Origin of the sequence: Streptomyces venetus (assembly GCF_039540295.1) — a bacterium.
GTDB classification, from domain to species: Bacteria; Actinomycetota; Actinomycetes; order Streptomycetales; family Streptomycetaceae; genus Streptomyces; species Streptomyces venetus.
Map to the genome: position 1 here is coordinate 290290 of NZ_BAABET010000009.1, position 25665 is coordinate 315954.

The 25665-nt window shown below is 69.7% G+C and carries 19 protein-coding genes and 1 pseudogene; 7 read left to right on the forward strand and 13 right to left on the reverse strand.

The window, feature by feature from the left end:
• The first annotated feature begins 17 nt into the window (after positions 1 to 17).
• Positions 18 to 1073 carry a LacI family DNA-binding transcriptional regulator gene (locus tag ABEA82_RS28730; RefSeq protein WP_345664585.1) on the forward strand — a complete coding sequence of 352 codons (1056 nt, stop codon included), beginning with the start codon at positions 18 to 20 and terminating at the stop codon, positions 1071 to 1073.
• A gap of 318 nt (positions 1074 to 1391) precedes the next feature.
• On the opposite strand, the gene prcA is transcribed toward ABEA82_RS28730, so the two are convergent.
• The 6 genes from prcA to arc all read right to left on the reverse strand — a co-directional run bounded on the left by prcA (position 1392) and on the right by arc (position 7577).
• A complete protein-coding gene (gene prcA, locus ABEA82_RS28735) occupies positions 1392 to 2144 on the reverse strand; it encodes a proteasome subunit alpha (RefSeq protein WP_345664586.1) in 753 nt (250 codons plus the stop codon).
• Positions 2145 to 2214: 70 nt separating this feature from the next.
• Entirely contained in the window at positions 2215 to 3060 is an 846-nt protein-coding gene (prcB, locus tag ABEA82_RS28740) for a proteasome subunit beta (protein WP_345664587.1), read from the reverse strand.
• Positions 3012 to 3623 (reverse strand): endonuclease VII domain-containing protein, encoded by a 612-nt coding sequence (locus ABEA82_RS28745; protein ID WP_345664588.1) that lies wholly within the window; start codon positions 3621 to 3623, stop codon positions 3012 to 3014. The genes prcB and ABEA82_RS28745 overlap by 49 nt, the downstream gene beginning before the upstream one ends.
• A 44-nt stretch (positions 3624 to 3667) precedes the next feature.
• Positions 3668 to 3886, reverse strand: a complete 219-nt coding sequence (locus tag ABEA82_RS28750) for a ubiquitin-like protein Pup (RefSeq protein WP_030244016.1) — start codon at positions 3884 to 3886, stop codon at positions 3668 to 3670.
• 178 nt (positions 3887 to 4064) lie between these two features.
• Positions 4065 to 5576, reverse strand: coding sequence for a depupylase/deamidase Dop (gene dop, locus ABEA82_RS28755; RefSeq protein ID WP_345664589.1), 1512 nt, complete (start codon positions 5574 to 5576; stop codon positions 4065 to 4067).
• 234 nt (positions 5577 to 5810) lie between these two features.
• Positions 5811 to 7577, reverse strand: a complete 1767-nt coding sequence (gene arc, locus ABEA82_RS28760; protein WP_345664590.1) for a proteasome ATPase — start codon at positions 7575 to 7577, stop codon at positions 5811 to 5813.
• Between the two features lie 246 nt (positions 7578 to 7823).
• On the opposite strand from arc, the gene ABEA82_RS28765 reads away from it, so the two are divergent.
• Positions 7824 to 8129 (forward strand): ferredoxin, encoded by a 306-nt coding sequence (locus tag ABEA82_RS28765; protein WP_345664591.1) that lies wholly within the window; start codon positions 7824 to 7826, stop codon positions 8127 to 8129.
• 60 nt (positions 8130 to 8189) lie between these two features.
• On the opposite strand, the gene ABEA82_RS28770 is transcribed toward ABEA82_RS28765, so the two are convergent.
• From ABEA82_RS28770 to ABEA82_RS28780, 3 genes are all read right to left on the reverse strand, one after another.
• Positions 8190 to 8768: a hypothetical protein gene (locus ABEA82_RS28770; protein ID WP_345664592.1), complete on the reverse strand. Its 579-nt coding sequence runs from the start codon at positions 8766 to 8768 to the stop codon at positions 8190 to 8192.
• A gap of 323 nt (positions 8769 to 9091) precedes the next feature.
• A complete protein-coding gene (locus ABEA82_RS28775) occupies positions 9092 to 9994 on the reverse strand; it encodes a tRNA (adenine-N1)-methyltransferase (RefSeq protein WP_020274881.1) in 903 nt (300 codons plus the stop codon).
• Between the two features lie 73 nt (positions 9995 to 10067).
• Positions 10068 to 11837 (reverse strand): site-2 protease family protein, encoded by a 1770-nt coding sequence (locus ABEA82_RS28780; RefSeq protein ID WP_345664593.1) that lies wholly within the window; start codon positions 11835 to 11837, stop codon positions 10068 to 10070.
• Positions 11838 to 11988: 151 nt separating this feature from the next.
• Between ABEA82_RS28780 and ABEA82_RS28785 the strand changes: the two are divergent.
• Positions 11989 to 13051 (forward strand): annotated as a pseudogene (locus ABEA82_RS28785) (RecB family exonuclease).
• Positions 13052 to 13065: 14 nt separating this feature from the next.
• A complete protein-coding gene (locus ABEA82_RS28790) occupies positions 13066 to 13737 on the forward strand; it encodes a response regulator (protein WP_345664594.1) in 672 nt (223 codons plus the stop codon).
• Positions 13738 to 13801: 64 nt separating this feature from the next.
• Here ABEA82_RS28790 and ABEA82_RS28795 read toward each other — a convergent pair whose 3' ends face one another.
• The 4 genes from ABEA82_RS28795 to metH all read right to left on the reverse strand — a co-directional run bounded on the left by ABEA82_RS28795 (position 13802) and on the right by metH (position 21838).
• A complete protein-coding gene (locus ABEA82_RS28795) occupies positions 13802 to 15385 on the reverse strand; it encodes an ABC transporter substrate-binding protein (RefSeq protein WP_345664595.1) in 1584 nt (527 codons plus the stop codon).
• A gap of 105 nt (positions 15386 to 15490) precedes the next feature.
• Positions 15491 to 17095 (reverse strand): ABC transporter substrate-binding protein, encoded by a 1605-nt coding sequence (locus ABEA82_RS28800; protein ID WP_345664596.1) that lies wholly within the window; start codon positions 17093 to 17095, stop codon positions 15491 to 15493.
• A gap of 398 nt (positions 17096 to 17493) precedes the next feature.
• Entirely contained in the window at positions 17494 to 18195 is a 702-nt protein-coding gene (locus tag ABEA82_RS28805; protein ID WP_345664597.1) for an HAD family hydrolase, read from the reverse strand.
• Positions 18196 to 18322: 127 nt separating this feature from the next.
• Entirely contained in the window at positions 18323 to 21838 is a 3516-nt protein-coding gene (metH, locus tag ABEA82_RS28810) for a methionine synthase (protein WP_345664598.1), read from the reverse strand.
• Positions 21839 to 22178: 340 nt separating this feature from the next.
• On the opposite strand from metH, the gene ABEA82_RS28815 reads away from it, so the two are divergent.
• The 3 genes from ABEA82_RS28815 to glpK all read left to right on the forward strand — a co-directional run bounded on the left by ABEA82_RS28815 (position 22179) and on the right by glpK (position 25662).
• Positions 22179 to 22952: an IclR family transcriptional regulator gene (locus ABEA82_RS28815; RefSeq protein WP_345664599.1), complete on the forward strand. Its 774-nt coding sequence runs from the start codon at positions 22179 to 22181 to the stop codon at positions 22950 to 22952.
• A gap of 284 nt (positions 22953 to 23236) precedes the next feature.
• The gene (locus tag ABEA82_RS28820; RefSeq protein ID WP_345664600.1) at positions 23237 to 24031 is read left to right on the forward strand and encodes an MIP/aquaporin family protein; all 795 of its coding nucleotides are present in this window, start codon (positions 23237 to 23239) and stop codon (positions 24029 to 24031) included.
• A 92-nt stretch (positions 24032 to 24123) separates the two neighbouring features.
• Positions 24124 to 25662: a glycerol kinase GlpK gene (gene glpK / locus ABEA82_RS28825; RefSeq protein ID WP_345664601.1), complete on the forward strand. Its 1539-nt coding sequence runs from the start codon at positions 24124 to 24126 to the stop codon at positions 25660 to 25662.
• Positions 25663 to 25665: the final 3 nt, after the last annotated feature.

The window sequence follows — 25665 nt, forward strand, 5'->3', positions numbered from 1 at the left end:
CGGAGCTCATACGTACCATGTCCGCTGTTCGGGAGTCCAGACGAAGGAGCACGCCGACGGTGGCACGAGGCAGCACCACCCGCCCCACGAGCCGGGACGTCGCCCAGGCCGCCGGGGTCTCCCAGGCGGCGGTCTCCCTGGTCCTCGGGGACAAGTGGCGCGGACGGGTCGCGGAGGCGACGGCCGAGCGGGTCCGCGAGGCCGCGCGCGAGCTGGGCTACCGCCCCAACCTGGCCGCACGCAACCTGCGCCTGGGCCGCACCCGCACGGTCCTCCTGGTCGTCCCCGCCCTCACCACGGAGTTCTTCGCCGGCGTCTACACGGGCGCCGCCCGCGTCGCAGCCGAGCACGGCTTCGGCGTGGTCCTCTACCCCTCCCCCGAGGGCATCGGCCCCGCCCGGGACCCCTTCGCCTCCGCGCAGGCCGCGCTGGACGGCGTCATCGCCTCGTCCATGGCGGCGGACGCGCTCACGGCGATCCGTGGCGAGGCGCTGCCCCTGGTGATGCTGGACAGCGACCCGGAGGGCAGCCTGGGAGCGGCGACGGTCAACCTCGACATCACCGACGGTGTCCGCCAGGTCGCGGAGCATCTGCTGGGGCTGGGCCACCGCCGCTTCCTCCATCTGGCGGCGGACGTCCCGTCCTGGACCTTCGAGGTGCGGGCCCGGGAACTGGCGACGCGTGTGGCCTCAGTGCCGGGCACGTCGGTCGTCACGGCCCGTTCACCGATCTCCATCGAGGGCGCGGTGACGGCGACCGAGAAGGCTCTGTCGGAACCCGGCCCCCGCCCCACGGCCCTCGTCTGCGACGACGACAAACTGGCCGCCGGGGCGTACAAAGCCGTCCGCCGGCTGGGCCTGCGCATCCCGGACGACGTCTCGGTCACCGGCCTGGACGACCTGGCCCTGGCCACGGCGATCGACCCGGAGCTGACGACGGTCCGCCTCGACGCCGAGTTGTTCGGGGAACGGGGGATGCGGGCTCTGCTGGCCGTTCTGGAGGGGCGTGAGCCCGAGGGTGGGGACATTCCCGTGCGGCTGGTCGTACGGGGCTCCACGGCGCCCCCACGCTAGCTGTACCCGGCGTTGGTGCTGGGGCCGGGGCGTTGCGCAGCCCGGCGCAGCGGGGTACCGCTGCGCCCACCCTCCCCCAAGCTCTCGGCTTCGCTCGAGCAGGGGGGACCCCCATCGCCCCAGCGGCACGCATGCCCGCAGCTGGGGCTGATGCGCCCGCAGCCGCCGACGCGCGTGAGGGGCCGTGTCGGGGGGTGTCCGCCCGCAGCGGGCGGCGCGTATGACGCCAGTTAGCCGGTAGCCAACCGCGTCGCGCCGTTCCGAGGACGGACACCCCCCGGCACGGCCCCGACCCACCCCCCGCCCCACGCGGGGGAACTACTCGTCGTCCCCGGACTCCTCGGCCTCCGCCGCAGTCGCCGGCCCCGAACCATCCGCCTCCAGCAGGCGCGACAGCTGACGCGCACTGATCCGCTTGAACTTGCGCTTCTGCGGGCGCGTGCGGTCCAGCACCGCCACCTCCAGCCGCTCCGCGGGGATCTCCCGCTCGCTGCCGTTGGTGTCGCGGGACAGCGCCTGCACCGCCAGCTTCAGCGCCTCGGCGAGCGTCATGCCCTCCTGGTGACGCTGGTCCAGGTAGCTGCTGATCTGCTCGGCATTACCGCCCACCGCGACCGAGCCGTGCTCGTCCACGATGGAACCATCATGCGGCAGCCGGTAGATCTGGTCGCCCTCAGGCGTCTCCCCGACCTCGGCGACGACCAGCTCCACCTCGTACGGCTTCTCAGCCGCACTCGAGAAGATCGTGCCCAGCGTCTGCGCGTACACGTTCGCCAGACCCCGGGCCGTCACATCGTCCCGGTCGTAGGTGTAACCCCGCAGGTCGGCGTAGCGCACACCGCCGATCCGCAGGTTCTCGTACTCGTTGTACTTGCCGGCGGCCGCGAAGCCGATCCGGTCGTAGATCTCGCTGAACTTGTGCAGCGCACGGGACGGGTTCTCGCCGACGAACACGATGCCGTCGGCGTACTGCAGCACGACCAGGCTGCGGCCACGGGCGATGCCCTTGCGGGCGTACTCGGCCCGGTCGGCCATCGCCTGCTGGGGTGAGACATAGAACGGCGTCGACACCGGTTATCCGTCCCTCTCTTCAGAATTCCGACGATTCACTGGACCACCCTGATTCAAGACAGCCCGCCGCCTACAGCAGCGCGGCCCGCGGACCGTCCGGCTGCTCCAGCCGCCGCTCCAGGACCGAGCGCGCGATATCGGACGCCTCGGTCTCGGAGAGCCGGCGGAAGCCGTCCTCGGTGATCACGGTGACGATGGGATAGATCCGGCGCGCGACATCGGGACCACCGGTCGCCGAGTCGTCGTCTGCCGCGTCGTAGAGAGCCTGGACCACGAGCGTCGTGGCGTCGGCCTCGCTCAGGTCGTTCCGGAACAGCTTCTTCATCGCACCGCGCGCGAAGATCGAACCGGAACCCGTGGCCGCGTACCCCTGCTCCTCGGAGCGCCCGCCCGTCACGTCGTACGAGAAGATCCGCCCCTTCTCACGGTCCACGTCGTACCCCGCGAACAGCGGCACCACGGCCAGGCCCTGCATGGCCATGCCGAGGTTGGAACGGATCATCGTCGACAGCCGGTTCGCCTTGCCCTCCAGCGACAGCTGCGCCCCCTCGACCTTCTCGAAGTGCTCCAGCTCCAGCTGGAACAGCTTCACCATCTCCACGGCCAGACCCGCCGTACCGGCGATGCCCACCGCCGAGTACTCGTCGGCCGGGAAGACCTTCTCGATGTCCCGCTGCGCGATGACGTTGCCCATGGTGGCCCGCCGGTCACCGGCGAGGACGACACCGCCGGGGAACGTCACGGCGACGATCGTGGTGCCGTGCGGCGCCTCGATCACGCCCTGGGTGGGCGGCAGTTGCCGATTGCCGGGCAGCATCTCCGGCTGGTGCTCGGACAGGAAGTCCATGAAGGAAGAAGACCCTGGCGTCAGGAAGGCAGCTGGTAGACGCCCGGTGCTACGAGTGTTGGCTTCCACGCGATTCCTTCCACGTAAGCGGCAGCCCGCCTTATGGCATCGGGCCGATCCTTGAACTGCCCCAGTGCAGCGTTGCAGCTGAAGCACAGTACGCCACGGACCCTACCCGTCCTGTGGCAGTGATCCACATGCTCGGGCACGGCCGACAGACATATACAGCACACGCCTCCTTGGGAGGCGATCAGACCGTCACGTTCGGCTTCCGTGATGCCGTACTGACGCTTCAGATGCCCCTGACGACCCTGCACCGCCCGGCATGCCTTGCAGCGTGTCGACAGCCCGTCGGATGCGGTCGCGTTGCGATGCCATTCACTGTGCGGCTTGATCCCGCCGCAAGTCCGGCAGAGCTTGTATCCGGCCGGAACATCCACCTGCCCCCGCACCGGCTTCCCCATGGCCTCCCGGCGACGCCGGTAGTGCGCGGCGCTGTACTTTGCCACGCACTCCCGGCAGTGCACCTGCAGGCCGTCACGCCGATTCTTGTCGCGGGCATATGCAGCAAGAGGCAGATCCCGCTCGCACTTCCTGCATCGCTTCACGCTCGGCTCGTTGGCCGCTTCCATCCCCCGCCGCCTTCAGATCAAAGGCTAGAGTGCACCAGTCGCCTTTACTGCCCACCCTTTTGCACGAAGCTCCGAACGAAATCCTCGGCATTCTCCTCGAGTACGTCGTCGATCTCGTCCAGAACCGAGTCCACGTCGTCGCTCAGCTTCTCCTGACGCTCCTTGAGGTCCTCCGAAGCCTGCGCCTCCGCCGCCTGCTCCTCGACCTCCTCGGTGGACCGGGTGGCCTTCTGCTGTCCGCCGCCGGTGTCCTTGGTCGCCATATCCCTCACCCCGCTCGGTTCGCCCGACACAGTTGCTCGGTCAAGATCAGACCCTACTCGCCGGGTCTGACAGTGGCCCCGCAGTTGCTCCAACGTACGGGGACCACCTCGATGATTCCCGGACCAGGGATTTTCCACCCTGTCCGGCGGGCCCCTCCCGAGTACCCGCGATGCGTGCTCACCCCCCGGACAGGACCCTGACCAGGTCTTCCGCGGTGCGGCAGCGGTCCAGGAGCTCCTTGACGTGATTACGCGTTCCGCGAAGCGGTTCCAGGGTTGGGACGCGCTGCAGCGAGTCCCGGCCCGGGAGGTCGAAGATCACCGAGTCCCAGGAGGCCGCCGCGACGTCGTCCGCGTACTGCTCCAGGCAGCGGCCGCGGAAGTAGGCGCGTGTGTCCTCTGGTGGCGTCGTACGGGCCCGCTCGATGGCGTCCTCGCCCAGCAGGCGCTTCATGCGCCCGCGGGCCACCAGACGGTTGTACAGGCCCTTCTCGGGCCGTACGTCGGCGTACTGGAGGTCGACCAGATGCAGCCGTGCCGCGTCCCAGTCGAGGTCGTCCCGGCGCCGGTAGCCCTCCATGAGCTCCCGCTTGGCGACCCAGTCCAGTTCGCCGGCCAGGCTCATCGGGTCGTGCTCCAGACGGGTGAGGGTGTCCTCCCAGCGGGACAGGACGTCCTTGGTCTGGTCGTCGGCGTCCGCCCCGAACCGCTCCTCGACGTACTTGCGCGCGAGCTCGTAGTACTCCATCTGCAGCTGGACAGCGGTGAGCGTCCGGCCGCTGCGGAGCGTGACGAGACGCTTGAGCGACGGGTCGTGCGAGACCTGGTGGAGCGTGCGGACGGGCTGGTCGACGGCGAGGTCCACCGCGATGAAGCCGTCCTCGATCATCGACAGGACGAGAGCCGTGGTGCCCAGCTTCAGGTACGTCGAGATCTCCGACAGGTTCGCGTCTCCGATGATCACGTGCAGCCGGCGGTACTTCTCGGCGTCGGCGTGCGGCTCGTCGCGGGTGTTGATGATCGGGCGCTTCAGCGTGGTCTCGAGGCCGACCTCCACCTCGAAGTAGTCGGCCCGCTGACTGAGCTGGAAGCCGTGTTCGTGCCCGTCCTGGCCGATGCCGACGCGGCCCGCTCCGGCGAAGACCTGGCGGGAGACGAAGAAGGGCGTGAGGTGGCGCACGATGTCCGAGAAGGGGGTCTCCCGCTTCATCAGGTAGTTCTCGTGCGTGCCGTAGGACGCGCCCTTGTTGTCGGTGTTGTTCTTGTACAGGTGGATGGGCTGGGCACCGGGCAGCTGGGCGGCCCGTTCCGCGGCCTCCGCCATGATCCGTTCGCCCGCCTTGTCCCAGAGGACGGCGTCCCGGGGGTTGGTGACCTCGGGGGCGCTGTATTCGGGGTGGGCGTGGTCGACGTAGAGCCGTGCACCGTTGGTGAGGATCACGTTGGCCAGGCCGATGTCCTCATCGGTGAGCTGGCTGGCGTCGGCGGCCTCGCGGGCGAGGTCGAAGCCTCGGGCGTCCCGCAGCGGGTTCTCCTCCTCGAAGTCCCAGCGGGCCCGGCGGGCCCGGTGCATCGCCGCCGCGTAGGCGTTCACGATCTGGGACGAGGTGAGCATGGCATTGGCGTTCGGGTGGCCGGGGACGGAGATCCCGTACTCCGTCTCGATGCCCATTACTCGCCGTACGGTCATGCGGCCCTCCTTGCCCGGCGGCTCCCTCGGTCGTGGGCGCCGCTCAGATACCGCTGGCGCTCGGTTGCGTGTGCGGTACCCGTCCCCGCACTGCGCGACTCGGCGGTACGGAAGAGCCTAGAACGCCTTTGCGCTGGTGGGGAGATCATTTGCGTCATTGCGTTGCTCCAGCCGTGGCCCGAAAAACAGTCGGCTGCGGGTACCCGCCGAGGGCACCCGCAGCCGCCCTGCCTTTTACAGGTACTGACCGGTGTTCGCCACCGTGTCGATGGAGCGTCCGGTGTCCGCGCCCTGCTTTCCGGTGATGAGCGTACGGATGTACACGATCCGCTCGCCCTTCTTTCCGGAGATCCGGGCCCAGTCGTCCGGGTTGGTGGTGTTCGGCAGGTCCTCATTCTCCTTGAACTCGTCCACGCAGGCTTGGAGGAGGTGGGAGACGCGCAGACCCTTCTGGTTCTTCTCGAGGAAGTCCTTGATCGCCATCTTCTTGGCCCGGCCCACGATGTTCTCGATCATGGCGCCGGAGTTGAAGTCCTTGAAGTAGAGGACTTCCTTGTCACCGTTGGCGTAGGTGACCTCCAGGAAGCGGTTCTCCTCGGATTCGGCGTACATCTGTTCCACGGCCGTCTGGATCATGCTCTGGACCGTGGACGCCTTGGAGTCGCCGTGCTCGGCGAGGTCGTCGCCGTGGAGCGGGAGGCGCTCGGTGAGGTACTTGCCGAAGATGTCCTTGGCCGCTTCGGCGTCCGGACGCTCGATCTTGATCTTCACGTCCAGCCGGCCGGGCCGCAGGATGGCCGGGTCGATCATGTCCTCACGGTTGGAGGCACCGATCACGACCACGTTCTGCAGGCCCTCCACACCGTCGATCTCGGCGAGCAGCTGCGGGACGATGGTGTTCTCCACGTCCGAGCTGACACCGGAGCCGCGGGTGCGGAAGAGGGACTCCATCTCGTCGAAGAAGACGATGACGGGCGTGCCCTCGCTGGCCTTCTCACGGGCCCGCTGGAAGACGAGGCGGATCTGCCGCTCCGTCTCACCGACGTACTTGTTCAGCAGCTCCGGGCCCTTGATGTTGAGGAAGAAGCTCTTGCCGGCGGCCTGGCCGGTCACCTCGGCGACCTTCTTGGCCAGTGAATTGGCCACGGCCTTGGCGATGAGGGTCTTACCGCATCCGGGGGGCCCGTACAGCAGGACGCCCTTCGGCGGCCGCAGTTCGTGCTCCTTGAACAGGTCCGGGTAGAGGTAGGGGAGCTCCACGGCGTCCCGGATGGCCTCGATCTGGCCGCCGAGTCCGCCGATCTGCTCGTAGCCGATGTCGGGGACCTCTTCGAGGACGAGTTCCTCGACCTCGCTCTTCGGCACGACCTCGTAGACGTATCCGGAGCGGGGCTCCAGGAGCAGGGCGTCGCCGGGGCGGATGGTGACGTCCAGCAGCGGCTCGGCGAGCCGCACCACCCGCTCCTCGTCGGTGTGCCCGAGCACCAGGGCCCGCTCACCGTCCTCGAGGATCTCCTTGAGGGTGACGATGTCTCCGACGCTCTCGTACTCCATGGCCTCGACCACGTTGAGAGCTTCGTTGAGCATCACTTCCTGGCCGCGCCGGAGCTCTTCGAGCTCGACGCTGGGGCTGACGTTCACCCTGAGCTTGCGGCCGCCGGTGAAGATGTCGGCGGTGCCGTCCTCGTTCGCTTGCAGGAAAACTCCGAAGCCGGCCGGCGGCTGTGCGAGCCGGTCGACCTCCTCCTTGAGGGCCACGATCTGGTCACGGGCCTCACGGAGCGTGTTGGCGAGTCGCTCGTTCTGTGCGGACACGCCGGCCAGATTGGTCTGCAGCTCGACGATCCGCTCTTCGAGAATCCTCGTGTGTCGCGGAGAGTCGGCGAGCTTGCGTCGCAGGACGGCGATCTCCTGCTCAAGGTAGGCGATCTGCCCGGCCGGGTCGTCGGACCCGCGTCCCGGGCGGATGCCGCGGTTCATGTCGTCGTCGTGGGCTGCCACGGTCCTCACCTCCTCCAAGGGGAGCTGGACGCTTCCAGACCCTACCTGGGCGGGTGTCGATTGAAACCCCTAGATCACAAAGACGGTCGGGGTGTGTCCGATCTTCACCCTTGCGCTCTCCCTCACGCCAGGGGAATACCCAGCGAACATGATTGGAACCCAGCCGGAGGTAGGGTCGAAGCGTTCAACACCCGTCAGAGCTGGCCGGATTCCCGACCTGGCTCGACGCATGAAACGGCAGGAGACATGAGCGTGCAGCAGGAGGCCGGAGTCGAGGGCGAGGCGCTGGAGGTCTGGATCGACCAGGACCTCTGTACCGGTGACGGCATCTGCGCCCAGTACGCGCCCGAGGTGTTCGAGCTGGACATCGACGGTCTGGCCTATGTGAAGAGCGCCGACGACGAGTTGCTCCAGGACAAGGGCGCGACAACGCCCGTTCCGCTGCCGCTCCTCACGGACGTGGTCGACTCCGCGAAGGAGTGTCCGGGCGAGTGCATCCACGTACGTCGTGTTTCGGACAGGGCCGAGGTCTACGGGCCGGACGCGGGGTGACCATTTCTCTACGTTCCGTGACTACTGTCTGATATCTCACACACCGCGGCCGCACGGCCTTCACACGCCGCGGGCCCCGGACGGCGTCGAGCGGACGAACGCGCCGTTCTGCCAACGCCATTTCACGTCGCTCTTCACGTCGGGGCAGCAACGCGGCACGTCGGCCGACGAGTAGCCGAGGAGCGTGGCCGTGACGGCGCCCTCCCGCACGGCGAAGTCACTCACGTTGGTGCGCTTGTGGGGGTCGAGCAGGGTGGCCACCACACGTGGCTTGCCGCTGTCGCCGTCCCGGGTGAGGACGTACACGCCGTCGGGCGGGGTGCCCATCGGGGAGTCGCAGTGGACCACGGCCACCGTCTCCGGACTGCCGTCGCCGTCGAGGTCTGCGGAGGCCTTCTTCTTCACCACGGCCCGCACCGGGCCGCACTCGATCGGGAAGGTCGCCGCGGCCGGATCGGGCGGAGCGAAGTGCACCGGGGCGCTCTTCGTTCGGGGGCTTGCCGCCTGGGCCGCCGTCGCGGCGTCCGGCTGCAGGAACGAGGAGAAGGCGACGACACCGGCGACGGCCGTCGCGGTGGCGAGCCAGTGGATCGGGCGGGTGTGGGTGTGGGCGAGCTCCGGGACGGCGGAAGGCTGCACTAGGAGAGTCTCCTGAGGCTGTGCCGGTGAGGTGGGGTGGCCAGCATGGTGCCACACGTCACACTCCGAGGGAACGGCGGGGTGTGCGCATCCTGCGCCGGGGAAGTCAGGAGGGTTACGGTTCCTGCCGCTGTGTCAGCACGCCCGTGCCTGCGCGGGGCGCCGCTGCCGCGCCGGCACCGCCGCCGGGGCTTGCGGCAGGTCAACGGCACCGCTCCGCGGTTCACTCGCGGTGGCAACGGAAAGGCGCGGTGGCGGAGTTCCCGGGGCGGGTCCGGGAACTCCGCCACCGCGCCGGTGCGTTGTGCGGGCGGAGGGGCGTCTCAGCGGCCGGTGCCGCCGTCGGCGTTCGGGCCGGCGTAGTCCTCGCCGTAGGCGCCCTTGGCGGGGCGGCGACGCCGCATGGGCGGCTCGACGCCGTCGGCGAGGCGACGGGCGGTGAGCAGGAAGCCGGTGTGGCCGATCATCCGGTGGTCCGGGCGGACGGCCAGGCCCTCGATGTGCCAGTTGCGGATCATCGTCTCCCAGGAGGTCGGCTCGTTGAAGCAGCCGATCTCGCGGATGGACTCGACGGTCCGGGCGAGCTGGGTGGTGGTCGCCACGTAGCAGCACAGGATGCCGCCGGGGACCAGCGCCTTGGAGACGGCTTCCAGGCACTCCCAGGGGGCGAGCATGTCGAGGATGACGCGGTCCACGTCGGCGTCGGACAGGTTGTCCTGGAGGTCGCCGACGGTGAGCTGCCAGGCGGGGTGCGGTCCGCCGAAGTAGCGCTCGACGTTCGCCTGGGCGATCTCGGCGAAGTCCGCGCGGCGCTCGTAGCTGTGCAGCATGCCCTGGTCGCCGATGGCCCGCAGCAGGAAGCTGCTGAGCGAGCCGGAGCCGACGCCGGCCTCCACGACGCGGGCGCCGGGGAAGATGTCGGCGAAGGCGAGGATCTGCCCCGCGTCCTTCGGGTAGACGACGGCTGCCCCGCGGGGCATGGACAGGACGTAGTCGGGGAGCAGGGGGCGCAGCGCGAGGTAGGCGACGTTTCCCGTGGTGCGGACAACGCTGCCCTCGGGAGCGCCGATCAGTTCGTCGTGCGGGAAGGAACCCTTGTGGGTGTGGAAGTTCTTCCCGGCCTCGAGCGTGAACGTGTAGTGGCGGCCCTTGGGGTCGGTCAGCTGTACCTGGTCCCCGACCTTGAAGGGCCCGCGCCTGCGGGCGGCACCGGTCGGTTCGGACATGTGACCAGCCTACCGGCGTTTACTGCGGCCGCCGACCACTCCCCCATGTGAGGGCCTTCCGGGAGACCCGGGCCTACTGAGGCCTGGCCATCGCCTTGACGAAGGCGCGCTCGACGTCGGCCGCCGACAGCACGCCGTAGATCTCACCGGTCTCCTCCACCACGAGGTACTCGGTGGCGGGAGTGGCACGCAGGGCGTCGAGGAGTTCCTCGCCCGACAGCTCCGCGGAGACGCGCATGCCGTCGGTGAGTTCCTGGGCGAGGCCGCTGACGGCCACCCAGGGGCGGCGGTGCTCGGGTACGCCGACGATGGCGGCCTCGCGGACGAGGGAGAGGGGGTGGCCGTCGGCGTCGACGACGACCAGGGCGCGGGCTCCGGCGGCGTTGGCGCGGCGCAGGGCCTCCGAGAGGGGGGTGTGGGTCTCGACGGGGACCGCGCGGCGGGTCAGGGCGCGGGCGCGGAGTTCGGGGAGGTGCTCGCGCAGGCGGGCCATGCGCAGGCTGTTGCCGGCGCCGGTCCAGATGATCGCGGCGAGGATGGCGGCGAGCAGGGCGTCCAGGACGGTGTCCATGCCGACGTTGTCCACGGCGTCGGTGCCGAGGGCGCCGGACTGGGTCAGCAGGGGCAGGCCGATCAGGACGGAGACGGCGAGGGCGCGGCCGACCCAGGCGGCGGCGATGGTGCCGCTCATCGGCTTGCCGGTGAGCTTCCAGACGACGGCGCGGAGCATGCGGCCGCCGTCCAGCGGCAGGCCGGGCAGGAGGTTGAACGCGGCCACGATGAGGTTGGAGATCATCAGGCCGGCGAGCAGGACGCCCGGGACCGTGCCGGGTTCCACGATCTGCATCGAGGCGTAGAAGATGCCCGCCAGGACGAGGGAGAGCAGCGGGCCGACGAAGGCGAGCACGAACTCCCGGCCGGGGGTCTCGGCCTCCTTCTCGATCTCGGAGACACCGCCGAAGAACTGGAGCTGGATGCGGCGGACCGGGAGCTTGAAGCGGAGGGCGGCGACCGTGTGGGCCAGCTCGTGGACGAGTACGGAGGCGTAGAAGGCGACCGCGAAGAACAGGGAGACCAGGTAGCGGGCGGCGCCGAGCTCGGGCAGCACGCGCTCCAGCTGCCCGCCGAACACCCAGGTGATCAGCGCGGCGACGAGGAACCAGCTGGGCGCGACGTACACGGGGACGCCGAACGGCCGCCCCATGAGCAGCCCGCCGCGTGGCTCCGGGCGCTGGGGAGCGGGCCCCTTGCCGTCGGCGGAGTGCGCGAGGGGGCGCTCACCGGTGGCGGCAGGCGGCTCGGGGCGGTGGCCGGGAGCACCGGGGTGAGGGGCGGTATCCGGGTGCCGGTGGTGCGCCTCGGGCCGGTCGGAGGGGGCCGTGTGCGGGCCGCCGGCGTAGGCGCGGTCGGGGTGCGCGTCGTGACCCTCGCCGTCGGGGTGCGCGTCGTGACCCTCGCGGTCGGGGTGCGCGTCGCCCTGCGGCGAAGGGCTCCCGTCGCGCTCACCACCGGGTGCCGCGTGCGGGCCGTCGGCCTCCGGGTCGGCGTGGTCGGCGCGGTCGGCCTGCTCGTCGTGACCGACCGGCTCACGCCCGTCGGGTCCGTCGGCGGAACCGGCAGGGTCGTCGCCGGACGGCGTCTCGTGCTTCGCGGCGGCGCCCGGTACGCCCGGCCGTGCCGTCGGCGGGGTGTCGTCGTGCTGCTCGGGGGTGAACCGCCGCTCGTCCCTCGGCTGTTCGTCGGCGGGAGTCGGGTCGGTGGCCCGGGCCGGAGGCCCCTCGTGGCGCTCGGCCGACTCGTCGTTGCCGGACTGCGGCTGCCCGCGCCCGCCGCTCTCGTCCACCGGTGTCCCCTCGTCGAAGCGTCTCCCGCGCCTGCCGGACGGGAGGGTCTCGAGTCGATGGTATGCGTCCGTCGAGGCGCGTTCGGCCCCGGCACCCCCTGTGTTCACCGCGGCTGGGTCACTGTCAGTGGCGGGCCGTATGGTCTGGGGCATGGAGACGAGCACCGAGGGCGCGGCGCAGCCCGACAGCAGCCCTGCCGCGGCGGCGGATCCGCCGGTCGCGGCCGGGCCCGTGGAGGCGGTCATCGACGCGGCGGCGGAGGAGGGGACTGCGACCGAGGCCGTGACCACCACGGAGAGCGTGCCCAGCGCCGTGCCGCCCGCCTCGCTGTCACCCTCGCGTGCCAGTGACTTCATGCAATGCCCGCTGCTGTACCGCTTCCGGGTGATCGACCGGCTGCCGGAGAAGCCGAGCGAGGCGGCGACGCGGGGCACGCTGGTGCACGCGGTCCTGGAGCGGCTCTTCGACGCCCCGGCCGCCGAGCGCACGGCGCCCCGGGCGAAGTCGCTGATCCCGGGGCAGTGGGACCGGCTGCGCGAGACCCGGCCGGAGGTCGTGGAGCTGTTCGCCGACGATCCGCAGGGCGAGCGGCTGGCGCGCTGGCTGGGCGAGGCGGAGCGGCTCGTCGAGCGCTGGTTCACGCTGGAGGATCCCAGCAGGCTGGAGCCGGCCGAGCGGGAGCTGTTCGTGGAGGCGGAGCTGGAGTCCGGGCTGCGGCTGCGCGGGATCATCGACCGGGTCGACATGGCTCCCACCGGCGAGGTCCGGATCGTCGACTACAAGACGGGCAAGGCACCCAGGCCCGAGTACTCCGAGGGTGCGCTGTTCCAGATGAAGTTCTACGCCCTCGTCGTGTGGCGGCTGAAGAACGTCGTGCCGCGGCGGCTCCAGCTGGTCTATCTCGGCAGCGGCGAGGTGCTGACGTACGACCCTGTCCTCGCCGATCTGGAGCGGGTCGAGCGCAAGCTGCTGGCGCTGTGGGAGGCGATCCGGCAGGCGACCGAGTCGGGCGACTGGCGGCCGCGCCCCACGAAGCTGTGCGGCTGGTGCGACCACCAGGCCCACTGCCCCGAGTTCGGCGGCACTCCCCCGCCCTACCCGCTGCGGATCGGGGTCCGGGAGCCTCTGCCGTCGCCGGTCGGTCCGGCCGGCCACGCCGGTGAGGGCGGCTGAGTCCGGCGGCCCCGCGCAGGGCAGAATGGGGCCGGACTAGCGAAGGAGACTTACGTGGCCATCCGCGTCCTACTGGTCGACGACCAGCCGCTGCTGCGTACCGGCTTCCGGATGATCCTGGAGGCCGAGCAGGACCTCGCGGTCGTCGGGGAGGCCGGTGACGGACTGCAGGCACTCGACCAGGTGCGTGCGCTACAGCCCGATGTGGTTCTGATGGACATCCGCATGCCGCGGATGGACGGTGTGGAGGCGACCCGGCAGATCACCGGTCCCGGGCGGGACGGCCCGGCGAAGGTCCTGGTGCTGACCACCTTCGACCTCGACGAGTACGTGGTGGAGGCCCTGCGCGCCGGTGCCAGCGGTTTCCTGCTGAAGGACGCCCCGGCCGACGAGCTGGTGCAGGCGATCCGGGTCGTGGCCGCGGGTGAGGCCATGCTCGCGCCCAGCATCACCAGGCGCCTGCTCGACAAGTACGCCACGCATCTGCCGTCCGGCGACGAGCCGGTGCCGGACACGCTGCACACGCTCACCGACCGCGAGGTCGAGGTGCTGAAGCTGGTGGCGCGCGGGCTGTCCAACGCCGAGATCGCCGCCGACCTGTTCGTCAGCGAGACCACCGTCAAGACGCACGTCGGGCATGTGCTCACCAAGCTGGGCCTGCGCGACCGTGTGCAGGCCGCGGTGTACGCGTACGAGAGCGGACTGGTGCGCCCCGGAGCGCAGTGACCCCTGGAAAAGCGTGAGGGCGCCCCCCGTCGGAACGGGGGGCGCCCTCTTTCACGCGTGTGCGTCAGGCGTCCTTGCTCAGCTCCCAGAAGCGGAACACGGTCGACGCGTCGAGGCAGTACTCCAGGCCGTAGACGCCCTCGCGGACGACCGCGTACTGCTTGGCCTGCCACACCGGCAGGACGGGCACCTCGTCGGCGACGATGTCCTGGAGCTCGCCGAACTCCTTGTCGGTGGAGGCGCGGTTGGTCGTGGCGGCGGTACGCGGGATGAGCGTTCCGGTGATGGTGCCGTTGTCGTAGTTGTTGCCCAGCACGTTGCCCTGGCCGAAGAACGGGGCGGTGAAGTTGTCGGCGTCCGGGTAGTCGGGCACCCAGCCCTTCACGTAGACGCCGTACTTGCCGGCGGCGATGTCCTTCTCGTACTGGCCGAAGGGGACGGACTTGACGGTGGCGTCGAACAGGCCGCTGGCGTTGAGCTGGTCGGCGATGGCGTTCAGCTCCTGGTCGGTGGCCGGGCCGTAGCGGGACGGGGTCGACCAGAGGGTCAGCTTCACCTTGCCGGTGATGCCGTCGGCGCGCAGCGCGGCCTCGGCCTTGGACGTGGAGGGGCGGGCGCCGTAGGTGTCGAAGAAGGCCGTGTTGTGGCCCGCGATGCCGGCCGGGATGATCGAGTACAGCGGGGTCGCGGTGCCCTGGTAGACGTTCTTGATGAGGGCTTCGCGGTCGAGCAGGTGCGCGATGGCCTTGCGGACGCCGAGCTTTCCGGCGACCGGGTCGTCCATGTTGAACACCAGGTGCTGGACCTCGGCGCTGCTGCCCTCGACGACCTCGGTGCCGGTGCCGTCGTCGGCCTTCTCCATGTCGGCGACGTCGCCCGCGGTGAGGCCGCGGTAGGCGATGTCGACCTCCTCGTTCTGGATGGCCTGCTTCAGGGCGGTCTGGTCGCCGTCGAAGAACTTCAGCGTCACGCCGGTGTTCTTCACCTTGGCGGTGCCCTTGTAGTTCTCGTTGACGGAGAAGACGGCCTGGCCGTCGTCGAAGGAGTCGAGCTTGTAGGGGCCGGAGCCGACGGCCTGGCCGTCCTTGCGCAGCTTGCCCGCGTCGTACTCCTTGTGGTCGACGATGGAGCCGGCACCGGAGGCGATCTTGCTGGGGAAGGTGGCGTCGGACGTGTTGAGGTGGAAGACGACCGTCTTCTGGTCCGGGGTCTCGACCTCGTCCAGCGTGGGGAACATGACCGCGGGCCCGTCGGGGTCGTTGATCTTCAGCGTGCGGTCGAAGGAGAACTTGACGTCCTCGGAGGTGAGTTCGTCACCGTTGCTGAACTTGAGGCCGTCCTTCAGCGTGCACCGGTAGACCGAGCTCTGCGTGTCGGTGAAGGCGCAGCTCTCGGCGGCTTCCGGCTGGGGCTCGGTGGCGCCCTTGGGGAAGCTGAGCAGCGACTGGAAGACGTTGTTGAACAACAGCCAGGAGCCGGGGTCGTAGCCGGAGGCCGGGTCCGTGGCCAGGACGTCGTCGGACATCCCCACCACCACGTTGGATCCTTCCCCCGCGGAGTCCCCGCTCTCCGCGCCACAGCCGGTCAGCAGGCCGGAGGCGAGACCCGCCACGATGGGCAGTACCGGCCACTGGTTGCGTATGTTCACGTGTGTGCCTTGTCGTCGGTTCTCGAGAACACCCGGAGCATGTCCCTGGCTCCGGGGCACGGTTCCCCGGGACCGCGGTCAGGGGCCCGGGGTTCCAGGGGTCCGTCAGCCGCTCACACCGCGGCCGAGCTCCCACAGCTGGAGCGTCGAGGCGGAGTTGAGCGCGTAGGCGGTCCCCGTGATGTCGTCGCGCGCGGCGACGTACTGCTTGCCCTGCCACAGCGGCAGCACGGGCACGTCTGCGGCGACGATATCCTGAATGTCCGTCAGGCTGGTGGAGGCGGACAGCCGGTCCGCCTCACGACGGGACTCGGGGATCAGGGTGTTCCGGATCTGGCTGTTGTCGTACGGCGAGCCGAGGGTGTTGTCCTTGTCGAGGAACGGCGCGAGGAAGTTGTCGGCGTCCGGGAAGTCGGGGAACCAGCCCATGCCGTAGACGTCGTACTCGCCCTTCTTCTCGGCCGGGCGGAAGGTGTCCCACGGCGTGCCCTTGATGCTCACGTCGAACAGGCCGCTGGAGTTCAGCTGGTCGCGCAGGACCTCGAACTCCTTTTTGGTGGCCGGACCGTAGTGGTCGGTCGTGTAGTGCAGCGTCAGCTTCACCGGGGTGGTGATGTTCGCCTGGTTCAGCAGGGCACGGGCCTTGGTGACGTTCGGGTCGCCGTACTTGTTGAAGAACGAGTTGGAGTGGCCGGTGACGCTGGCCGGGACCAGCGAGTAGAGCGGCTCGGCCTGGGAGCCGTAGACCTTGGAGACCAGCTCGCTGCGGTTGACGACCTGGGCCATCGCCTGGCGCACGGCCTTGGACTTCACGGTCGGGGCGTCGGTGTTGAAGCCCAGGTAGCGGATTTCCAGGCCGGGCATCTCGACGAGGTCGACGCCGGTGTCCGCGTCGCCCGAGAGTTTGCGGATCTGCTCGGGGGACATGGTGCGGGTCATCAGGTCGATGTCGCCCTTGTCCAGCGCCGTGCTCATCTCGTCGGCGTCCTTGTAGGAGACCATGTCGACCTTGTCGTTGTTCACCTTCAGGTTCCCCTTGTAGTGGGGGTTCCGGGTGAACTCGGCCTTGACCAGCTCGTCGTCCTCGACGTCGGCCTTGAGGGTGTACGGGCCGGAGCCGTCGAGGTCGAACCCGTCGCGCAGCCTGCTCTTCGGGTACTCGTCGGGGTCGACGATGCCGGCGACCGGAGTCGACAGCTTGTACGGGAAGGTGGCGTCGGCGGTCTTGAGGTGGAAGATGACGTCGCGGTCACCCTCCGTCTCCACGGTGTCGATGGTGGACAGCAGCGCGAACACCCCGCTGTCGGCCTTGAGGGAGAGCGCGCGGTCGATGGAGTACTTGACGTCGGCCGCGGTGACGGGGTCGCCGTTCGCGAACTTCAGGCCGTCGCGCAGGGTGCAGGCGTAGCGCTCGTTGCCGGTGTCGGTGAATCCGCAGCGCTCGGCGGCCTCCGGTACGGGCTCGCCCTCGCCGCGCGGCTGGATCATCAGGGTCTGCACGGTCTGGCGCAGGATGTTCCAGGTGCCGACGTCGTAGGCGTACGCCGGGTCGAGGGGCGCGGGGGCGTCCTTCGAGGCGGTGAACCGGTCCGTGGTGCCGACGACGATCGCGCTGCCGTCGTCGCTCCCGCTGTCGGACCCGCCGCAGGCGGCGAGCACCGGCGCGAGCAGGCCGATCACGGCCGGCAGCACCAAAGTCTTGCGGTTCATGCTCGAGTTTCTCCAGAGCTGTCGACTCCGTGTACCCGGCATGCAGGGGTGGCGCAGCGGATCACGGGGGGTGGGGCGATGTTCTCGCATCGAGATTAGTGCGCGCCCGCAGGAGGGTTCGCAGCCATCGGAGTTGAGGGCCCATCACGCTGCGGAACCGGGCGCGGACGCACCGAAAACCCGATGGCGGAAGCTTTGGTACAGCGGTCCACCAATCGGGACACAAGGACACGTCAGTGGCCCCTTGAAGCACACGCCGGGTCCACTGTCGACCCCGGCCCGCGTGGGGAACGTCACACCACAAACGGGTTCCGGAGTCCGGTAATTCGACCGCTCGGAGACGGTCGAATTCATCTGCGAAATTGTCGTCCTAACTCCGCTGCACGCTGGGTGAACGGCTAGCGCATTTCCGTCATCAGACCGTGCAGAAATGTCAGGTCGACCTCTTCGAGTGAGGTGACGACCGTACGGCGCAGGGCCGGGGCGATGGGGGCCACGGAGGGCACCGCCACGACGTGGCAGCCCGCTGCCTCGGCGGCGGCGACCCCGGTCGCGGTGTCCTCGATGACGGCGCAGCGGGCCGGGTCCGCGCCGAGCCCGGCGGCGGCGAGCAGGTAAGGGTCGGGGTGGGGCTTGGTGCGTGGCACCTCGTCACCGGCCACCGTCAGGCCGAAGTGGTGCGCCCCCAGTGACTTCAGCACCCGGTCGATGATGCGCCGGTGCGAAGCGGAGACCAGCGCCGTGGGGATCTCGTACTCGTACAGCTCGGCCAGCAGGCGGCCGGCGCCCGGCATCAGCGGCAGGGCGCCGCCGATGCGGTCCTCGAAGGCGTCGTTCAGGAGCACGGTGAGCTCTTCGAGGGGGATGTCGGCGCCGGTGGCCTCGATCAGGAAGCCCGCGCTGCGGGTCATGGGGCCGCCGACCACGACGTGGCGCCAGGACTCGTCGAGCGTGTGGCCGAGGGAGGCGAAGACCTCGACCTCGACGTCCCACCAGAAGCCCTCCGTGTCCACCAGAGTGCCGTCCATGTCGAGGAGTACCGCCTGCAGGGCGGAGCCCTCGGCCGTGCGGGTTCCGAGCGCGGGGACCGTACTGGTCATCCACGTACCTCCTTGAGGGACGTTCAGGCCGGCTCCCATGAAGGGAACCGGCCTGCGGTGGACCGACCAGTCTACGTCGTGTGCGGCCGAAGCGCCTCTTTTTGGCCCGTGGTGTCCCCGGGACCGCTCAGCGGGCGTTGAAGTACTTCGCCTCCGGGTGGTGGATCACGATGGCGTCCGTGGACTGCTCGGGGTGCAGCTGGAACTCCTCGGACAGGTGGACGCCGATGCGCTCCGGCTGGAGCAGGTCGGCGATCTTGGCGCGGTCCTCCAGGTTGGGGCAGGCGCCGTAGCCGAGGGAGAAGCGGGCGCCCCGGTACTTCAGCTCGAACATGCCCTGCATCTCGTCCGGGTCCTCGCCCGCGTAGCCGAGTTCGGAGCGCACGCGCGCGTGCCAGTACTCGGCGAGCGCTTCGGCCAGCTGCACGGACAGCCCGTGCAGTTCGAGGTAGTCACGGTAGGCGTTGGCCTCGAACATCCGGGCGGTCTCCTCGCCGATGCGGGAGCCTACGGTGACGACCTGGAGGCCCACGACGTCCGTCTCGCCGGACTCCTCCGGGCGGAAGAAGTCGGCCAGGCACAGGCGGCGGCCCCGGCGCTGGCGCGGGAAGGTGAAGCGGGTGCGCTCGTTGCCCTGCTCGTCCAGGATGATCAGGTCGTCGTCCTTGGAGACGCACGGGAAGTAGCCGTAGACCACGGCCGCTTCCAGCAGGTTCTCGGTCTGGAGCCGGTCGAGCAGTCCGCGCAGCCGGGGCCGGCCCTCGGTCTCGACGAGTTCCTCGTACGAGGGCCCCTCGCCGGTGCGGGACTGCTTCAGGCCCCACTGGCCCTTGAACAGGGCGCCCTCGTCGAGCCAGCTCGCGTACTCCTTGAGCTGGATGCCCTTGATCACGCGGGTGCCCTGGAAGGGTGCCTCGGGGACGGGGTTGTCGGTGGCGACGTCGGAGCGGACGTGCCCCTCCTCGGGGCGCTCCTCCACGGCGGCCGAGGCGGTGGCCCGGACGCGGCGCTGCTTCAGCTCGGGGAGCTTGGCGCCGGGCACGCCCCGCTTGACGCCGATCAGGGCGTCCATCAGGCGCAGGCCCTCGAAGGCGTCGCGGGCGTAGCGGACCTCGCCCTGGTAGATCTCGTGCAGGTCCTGCTCGACGTACGCCCTGGTGAGCGCGGCGCCGCCGAGGATGACCGGGAAGTTCGCCGCCAGACCGCGCTGGTTCAGCTCCTCCAGGTTCTCCTTCATGATCACGGTGGACTTGACCAGGAGGCCGGACATGCCGATGACGTCGGCCTTGTGCTCCTCGGCGGCGTCCAGGATCGCGGAGACCGGCTGCTTGATGCCCAGGTTGACGACGTTGTAGCCGTTGTTGGACAGGATGATGTCGACGAGGTTCTTGCCGATGTCGTGCACGTCGCCGCGGACGGTGGCGAGGACGATGGTGCCCTTGCCGGCCTCGTCGGTCTTCTCCATGTGCGGTTCGAGGTGGGCGACGGCGGTCTTCATGACCTCCGCGGACTGCAGGACGAACGGCAGCTGCATCTGGCCGGAGCCGAACAGCTCGCCGACGACCTTCATGCCGTCCAGCAGGGTCTCGTTGACGATGTCGAGGGCGGGCCGCTCCTGGAGGGCCTCGTCCAGGTCCGCCTCGAGGCCGTTCTTCTCGCCGTCGATGATGCGGCGCTTCAGGCGCTCGTCCAGCGGCAGGGCGGCCAGCTCCTCGGCCTTGCCGGCCTTGAGGGACTTGGCGGTGGCGCCCTCGAAGAGCTGCATGAGCTTCTGGAGGGGGTCGTAGCCCTCGGCGCGGCGGTCGTGGATGAGGTCCAGGGCCGTCTGCACCTCCTCCTCGCTGAAGCGGGCGATCGGGAGGATCTTGCTGGCGTGCACGATGGCCGAGTCCAGGCCCGCCTTGACGCACTCGTCGAGGAAGACGGAGTTCAGCAGGATGCGGGCGGCCGGGTTGAGGCCGAAGGAGATGTTGGACAGGCCGAGGGTGGTCTGCACCTTCGGGTGGCGCCGCTTCAGCTCGCGGATGCCCTCGATGGTGGCGATGCCGTCCTTGCGGGACTCCTCCTGGCCGGTGCAGATGGTGAAGGTCAGGCAGTCGACGAGGATGTCCTCCTCGTGGATGCCCCAGTTGCCGGTGAGGTCGTCGATGAGCCGTTCGGCGATCTCGACCTTCTTCTCGGCGGTGCGGGCCTGGCCCTCCTCGTCGATGGTGAGCGCGATGAGGGCGGCGCCGTGCTCCTTGGCGAGGGCGGTGACCTTGGCGAAGCGGGACTCCGGGCCGTCGCCGTCCTCGTAGTTCACCGAGTTGATCACCGCGCGGCCGCCGAGCTTCTCCAGACCGGCCTGGATGACGTCGACCTCGGTGGAGTCCAGCACGATCGGCAGGGTCGAGGCGGTGGCGAAGCGGCCGGCCAGTTCCTCCATGTCGGCGACGCCGTCGCGGCCGACGTAGTCCACGCACAGGTCGAGCATGTGCGCGCCCTCACGGATCTGCTCGCGGGCCATCTCCACGCAGTCGTCCCAGCGGGCCTCCAGCATGGCCTCGCGGAACTTCTTCGAGCCGTTGGCGTTGGTGCGCTCGCCGATGGCCAGGTAGGAGGTGTCCTGCCGGAACGGCACGGACTGGTAGAGCGAGGCGGCACCCGGCTCGGGCTCGGGGCTGCGCTCGCTCGGGGTGACGTCCCGAACCCGCTCCACCAGCTGGCGCAGGTGCTCGGGGGTGGTGCCGCAGCAGCCGCCGACCAGGGACAGGCCGTAGTCCTGTACGAAGTTCTGCTGGGCGTCGGCCAGGCCCTCGGGGTCGAGCGGGAAGTGGGCGCCGTCCTTGGTGAGGATGGGCAGACCGGCGTTCGGCATGCACAGCAGCGGGATGCGCGAGTGGCGCGTCAGATAGCGCAGGTGCTCGCTCATCTCGGCGGGGCCGGTGGAGCAGTTCAGGCCGATCATGTCGATGCCGAGGGGCTCCAGCGCGGTCAGGGCCGCGCCGATCTCGGAGCCGAGCAGCATGGTGCCGGTGGTCTCGAAGGCCATCGAGCAGAGCAGGGGCACCTCGACGCCGGTGGCCTCCATGGCCCGGCGGGCGCCCAGGACGGACGCCTTGGTCTGGAGCAGGTCCTGCGTGGTCTCCACGAGCAGCGCGTCCGCGCCGCCCGCGAGCAGGCCCTCGGCGTTGGCCTGGTAGCCGTCGCGGATGGTGCTGTAGGTGACGTGGCCGAGCGTGGGCAGCTTGGTGCCGGGACCGACCGAGCCGAGCACCCAGCGGGGCCGGCCGTCCCGGGCGGCGTACTCGTCGGCCACCTCGCGGGCGATCCGGGCACCCGCCTCGGACAGTTCGTGCACGCGGTCGGCGATCTCGTACTCCGCCGCGGCCGTGTGGTTGGCGCCGAAGGTGTTGGTCTCGACGCAGTCGACGCCCACCGCGAAGTACGCGTCGTGGACCGAACGGACGATGTCCGGCCGCGTGAGGTTCAGGATCTCGTTGCAGCCCTCGAGGTTCTGGAAGTCCTCCAGCGTCGGGTCCTGGGACTGGAGCATGGTGCCCATGGCACCGTCGGCCACGACCACACGGGCGGCCAGGGCCTCTCGGAGGGCGGACACACGGGTCCGGCTGTCGGCGGAAGGGGTCGGTGGCAACGAGGCCATGTAAGGGCTCCCTCAAATGCGACGGCTGTCGGCTATGCGGCTTCCCGGACACCCGGAGGCGATCCCCGGGGGAAGGGCGCACGGCGCCAGCCTAACCGGGAGTCGCCCGGGATGGGCAGGGCGTCCACGGGGCGGACGGTGCCGGCGGGAACACGCCGCGGACCTGCCGCGGCACCGGACCGGCGGACCCTCAGATGCAACGCATTTCGGCCCGTTGGCGCAACAAATGGTGACCCGCCATTAGCGAGAGGTCGACAACGACCGGTAGTGTTCGACATTGCCGAACGAGGGCTGCGGACGCCGCTGGTCGGCGTTCGAAGGGGACGGAGGCAGTACGGCGATGGCACGGAACATCCAGTCGCTCGAACGGGCGGCCGCGATGCTGCGGCTGCTCGGGGGCGGCGAGCGACGGCTCGGTCTGTCGGACATCGCCTCGTCGCTGGGCCTGGCCAAGGGCACCGCCCACGGCATACTGCGCACCCTCCAGCAGGAGGGCTTCGTGGAGCAGGACGACGCCTCCGGCCGCTACCAGCTGGGCGCCGAGCTGCTGCGCCTCGGCACCACCTACCTCGACGTGCACGAGCTGCGGGCGCGCGCCCTGGTGTGGGCCGACGACCTGGCCCGCTCCAGCGGGGAGAGCGTCTATCTGGGCGTCCTGCACCAGCAGGGCGTACTGATCGTGCACCACGTCTTCCGGCCCGACGACAGCCGGCAGGTCCTGGAGATCGGCGCCATGCAGCCGCTGCACTCCACGGCGCTGGGCAAGGTGCTGTCCGCCTACGACCCCGTGGCGCACAGCGAGGCCCTGGAGGCCGACCGCAAGGCGTTCACCGACCGCACCGTGTGCGAGCCGGAGGACTTCGAACGCATCCTCGACTTGACACGCGCGCGTGGTTACGCGGCGGACGTGGAGGAGACCTGGGAGGGCGTCGCGTCCCTGGCCGCCCCCATCCACGACCGGCGGCGCATGCCGGTCGGCTCGGTCGGCATCACCGGCGCCGTGGAGCGGCTGTGCCGGTCCGACGAGGAGGGCGCGCTGCGCCCCGAGCTGATCGCGGCGGTACGGGACTGCGCCCGCGCGGTGTCGCGGGATCTGGGCGCCGGCCGGTTCTGACGGCACACATCGGCACCTGCCGAGGACCGGGACGTCGTACGGCGTCCCGGTCCTCGGCATGTCCGCACCGGCATGTCCGCGTTCACCGGCGGCGAAGATCATCGAGCGGCGGCGATCAGTAACGATCAGGTTATCGAGTTCACAGCCCTTGACGTGCTCGTAACGCCGAAGCAAGACTCCCGTCCATCGGTCGACATTGTCGAACAGCTACCGGCAATAAGCGCTAGAGTGTGACAGCCAGGCCGGTATCGAACTTCCCTGGACGTAAGACAAAGGAGTCGCGGGTGTCCAGCTCCGACATCTTCATCGGCGAGACCATCGGTACCGCCATACTCATCCTCCTCGGCGGCGGCGTCTGCGCCGCCGTCACGCTGAAGGCTTCCAAGGCCCGCAACGCCGGCTGGCTCGCCATCACCTTCGGGTGGGGCTTCGCGGTGCTCACGGCGGTCTACACCTCGGCGCCGCTCTCCGGCGCCCATCTGAACCCGGCCGTGACGCTGGCCATCGCCATCAAGGACGGCGACTGGAAGAACGTCCCGGTCTACTGGGCCGGACAGGTCCTCGGCGCCATGATCGGTGCCGCTCTGGTCTGGATCGCTTACTACGGTCAGTTCCACGCGCACCTCACCGACCGCGAGATCGTCGGCGGCCCGGGTGCTCAGGACACCACGGCCAAGGCCGTCGAGGCCCAGGAGAAGGGCGCCGGCCCCGTGCTGGGCGTCTTCTCCACCGGCCCCGAGGTCCGCGTCGCCTGGCAGAACATCGCCACGGAGGTCATCGGCACCGTCGTGCTGGTGCTCGCCGTGCTCACCCAGGGCCTGAACGACAAGGGCAACGGCCTCGGCACCCTGGGCGCGCTGGTCACCGCCCTCGTGGTGGTGTCCATCGGCCTCTCCCTCGGCGGCCCGACGGGCTACGCGATCAACCCGGCCCGTGACCTCGGTCCGCGCATCGTGCACGCCCTCCTGCCCCTGCCCAACAAGGGCGGCTCCGACTGGGGCTACGCCTGGGTCCCCGTGGTGGGTCCGCTGCTCGGCGGCGCCATCGCGGCGGGCATCTACAACGTCGCGTTCGCCTAGGAGCGACGGGAGCGATCCTCGCGCCCGACGCGAAACTTCCAGCACGCGCCGTACGTAAAGCCCCTTAAACCCGGAATTATCAGGAGCACACAGTGACCGACGCGCACACCGCCGGCCCCTTCATCGCCGCCATCGACCAGGGCACCACCTCCAGCCGCTGCATCGTCTTCGACCGGGACGGCCGCATCGTCTCCGTCGACCAGAAGGAGCACGAGCAGATCTTCCCGAAGCCGGGCTGGGTCGAGCACGACGCCAACGAGATCTGGACCAACGTCCAGGAGGTCGTGGCCGGAGCCGTCCAGAAGGCCGGCATCACCCGTGACGACATCAAGGCCATCGGCATCACCAACCAGCGCGAGACGACCGTGCTGTGGGACAAGAACACCGGTGAGCCCGTCCACAACGCCATCGTCTGGCAGGACACCCGCACCGACGCCCTCTGTCGCGAGCTCGGCCGCAACGTCGGCCAGGACCGCTTCCGCCGCGAGACGGGCCTCCCCCTCGCCTCCTACTTCGCCGGCCCCAAGGCCCGCTGGCTGCTCGACAACGTCGACGGCCTGAAGGAGCGCGCCGAGGCGGGCGACATCCTCTTCGGCACCATGGACACCTGGGTCATCTGGAACCTGACCGGCGGTGTCAACGGCGGCAAGCACGTCACCGACGTCACCAACGCCTCCCGCACCATGCTCATGAACCTGCACACCATGCAGTGGGACGAGAAGATCTGCGAGTCCATCGGCGTCCCGCCGCAGGTCCTGCCGGAGATCCGCTCCTCCGCCGAGGTCTACGGCGAGATCACGGGCGGCAAGCTGGGCGACCTGCTCGGCGGCATCCCGGTCGCCTCCGCGCTCGGCGACCAGCAGGCGGCCCTGTTCGGCCAGACCTGCTTCTCCGAGGGCGAGACCAAGTCGACCTACGGCACCGGCACCTTCATGGTGATGAACACCGGTGACAAGATCATCAACTCCTACAGCGGCCTGCTGACCACCGTCGGCTACAAGATCGGCGAGCAGGACACGGTCTACGCCCTGGAGGGCTCGATCGCCGTCACCGGCTCGCTGGTGCAGTGGATGCGCGACCAGATGGGCCTGATCTCCACCGCCGCCGAGATCGAGACGCTCGCGCTGTCGGTGGAGGACAACGGCGGTGCCTACTTCGTGCCGGCCTTCTCCGGCCTGTTCGCCCCGTACTGGCGCTCCGACGCCCGCGGTGTGATCGCCGGCCTGACCCGGTACGTCACCAAGGCGCACCTGGCGCGTGCCGTGCTGGAGGCGACCGCCTGGCAGACCCGCGAGATCGCCGACGCCATGACGAAGGACTCCGGCGTCGAGCTGGCCGCCCTGAAGGTCGACGGCGGCATGACCTCCAACAACCTGCTGATGCAGACCCTCGCCGACTTCGTGGACGCCCCCGTGGTGCGCCCGATGGTCGCCGAGACCACCTGCCTCGGCGCCGCCTACGCCGCCGGCCTCGCCGTCGGCTTCTGGAACAGCACCGACGACCTGCGCGCCAACTGGCGCCGGGCCGCCGAGTGGACCCCCCGCATGGACGCGGACACCCGCGCCCGTGAGTACAAGAACTGGCTCAAGGCCGTCGAGCGGACCATGGGCTGGCTCGAGGACGAGGAGTAAGAA

What these genes read in the sequence shown, in the direction of transcription:
- ABEA82_RS28800 (WP_345664596.1), bottom strand. Translation starts at nt 17,095, where the DNA reads ATGAACCGCAAGACTTTGGTGCTGCCGGCCGTGATCGGCCTGCTCGCG.
- ABEA82_RS28765 (WP_345664591.1), top strand. Translation starts at nt 7,824, where the DNA reads ATGAGCGTGCAGCAGGAGGCCGGAGTCGAGGGCGAGGCGCTGGAGGTC.
- metH (WP_345664598.1), bottom strand. Translation starts at nt 21,838, where the DNA reads ATGGCCTCGTTGCCACCGACCCCTTCCGCCGACAGCCGGACCCGTGTG.
- ABEA82_RS28745 (WP_345664588.1), bottom strand. Translation starts at nt 3,623, where the DNA reads ATGGAAGCGGCCAACGAGCCGAGCGTGAAGCGATGCAGGAAGTGCGAG.
- dop (WP_345664589.1), bottom strand. Translation starts at nt 5,576, where the DNA reads ATGACCGTACGGCGAGTAATGGGCATCGAGACGGAGTACGGGATCTCC.
- ABEA82_RS28730 (WP_345664585.1), top strand. Translation starts at nt 18, where the DNA reads ATGTCCGCTGTTCGGGAGTCCAGACGAAGGAGCACGCCGACGGTGGCA.
- ABEA82_RS28775 (WP_020274881.1), bottom strand. Translation starts at nt 9,994, where the DNA reads ATGTCCGAACCGACCGGTGCCGCCCGCAGGCGCGGGCCCTTCAAGGTC.
- ABEA82_RS28805 (WP_345664597.1), bottom strand. Translation starts at nt 18,195, where the DNA reads ATGACCAGTACGGTCCCCGCGCTCGGAACCCGCACGGCCGAGGGCTCC.
- ABEA82_RS28750 (WP_030244016.1), bottom strand. Translation starts at nt 3,886, where the DNA reads ATGGCGACCAAGGACACCGGCGGCGGACAGCAGAAGGCCACCCGGTCC.
- ABEA82_RS28815 (WP_345664599.1), top strand. Translation starts at nt 22,179, where the DNA reads ATGGCACGGAACATCCAGTCGCTCGAACGGGCGGCCGCGATGCTGCGG.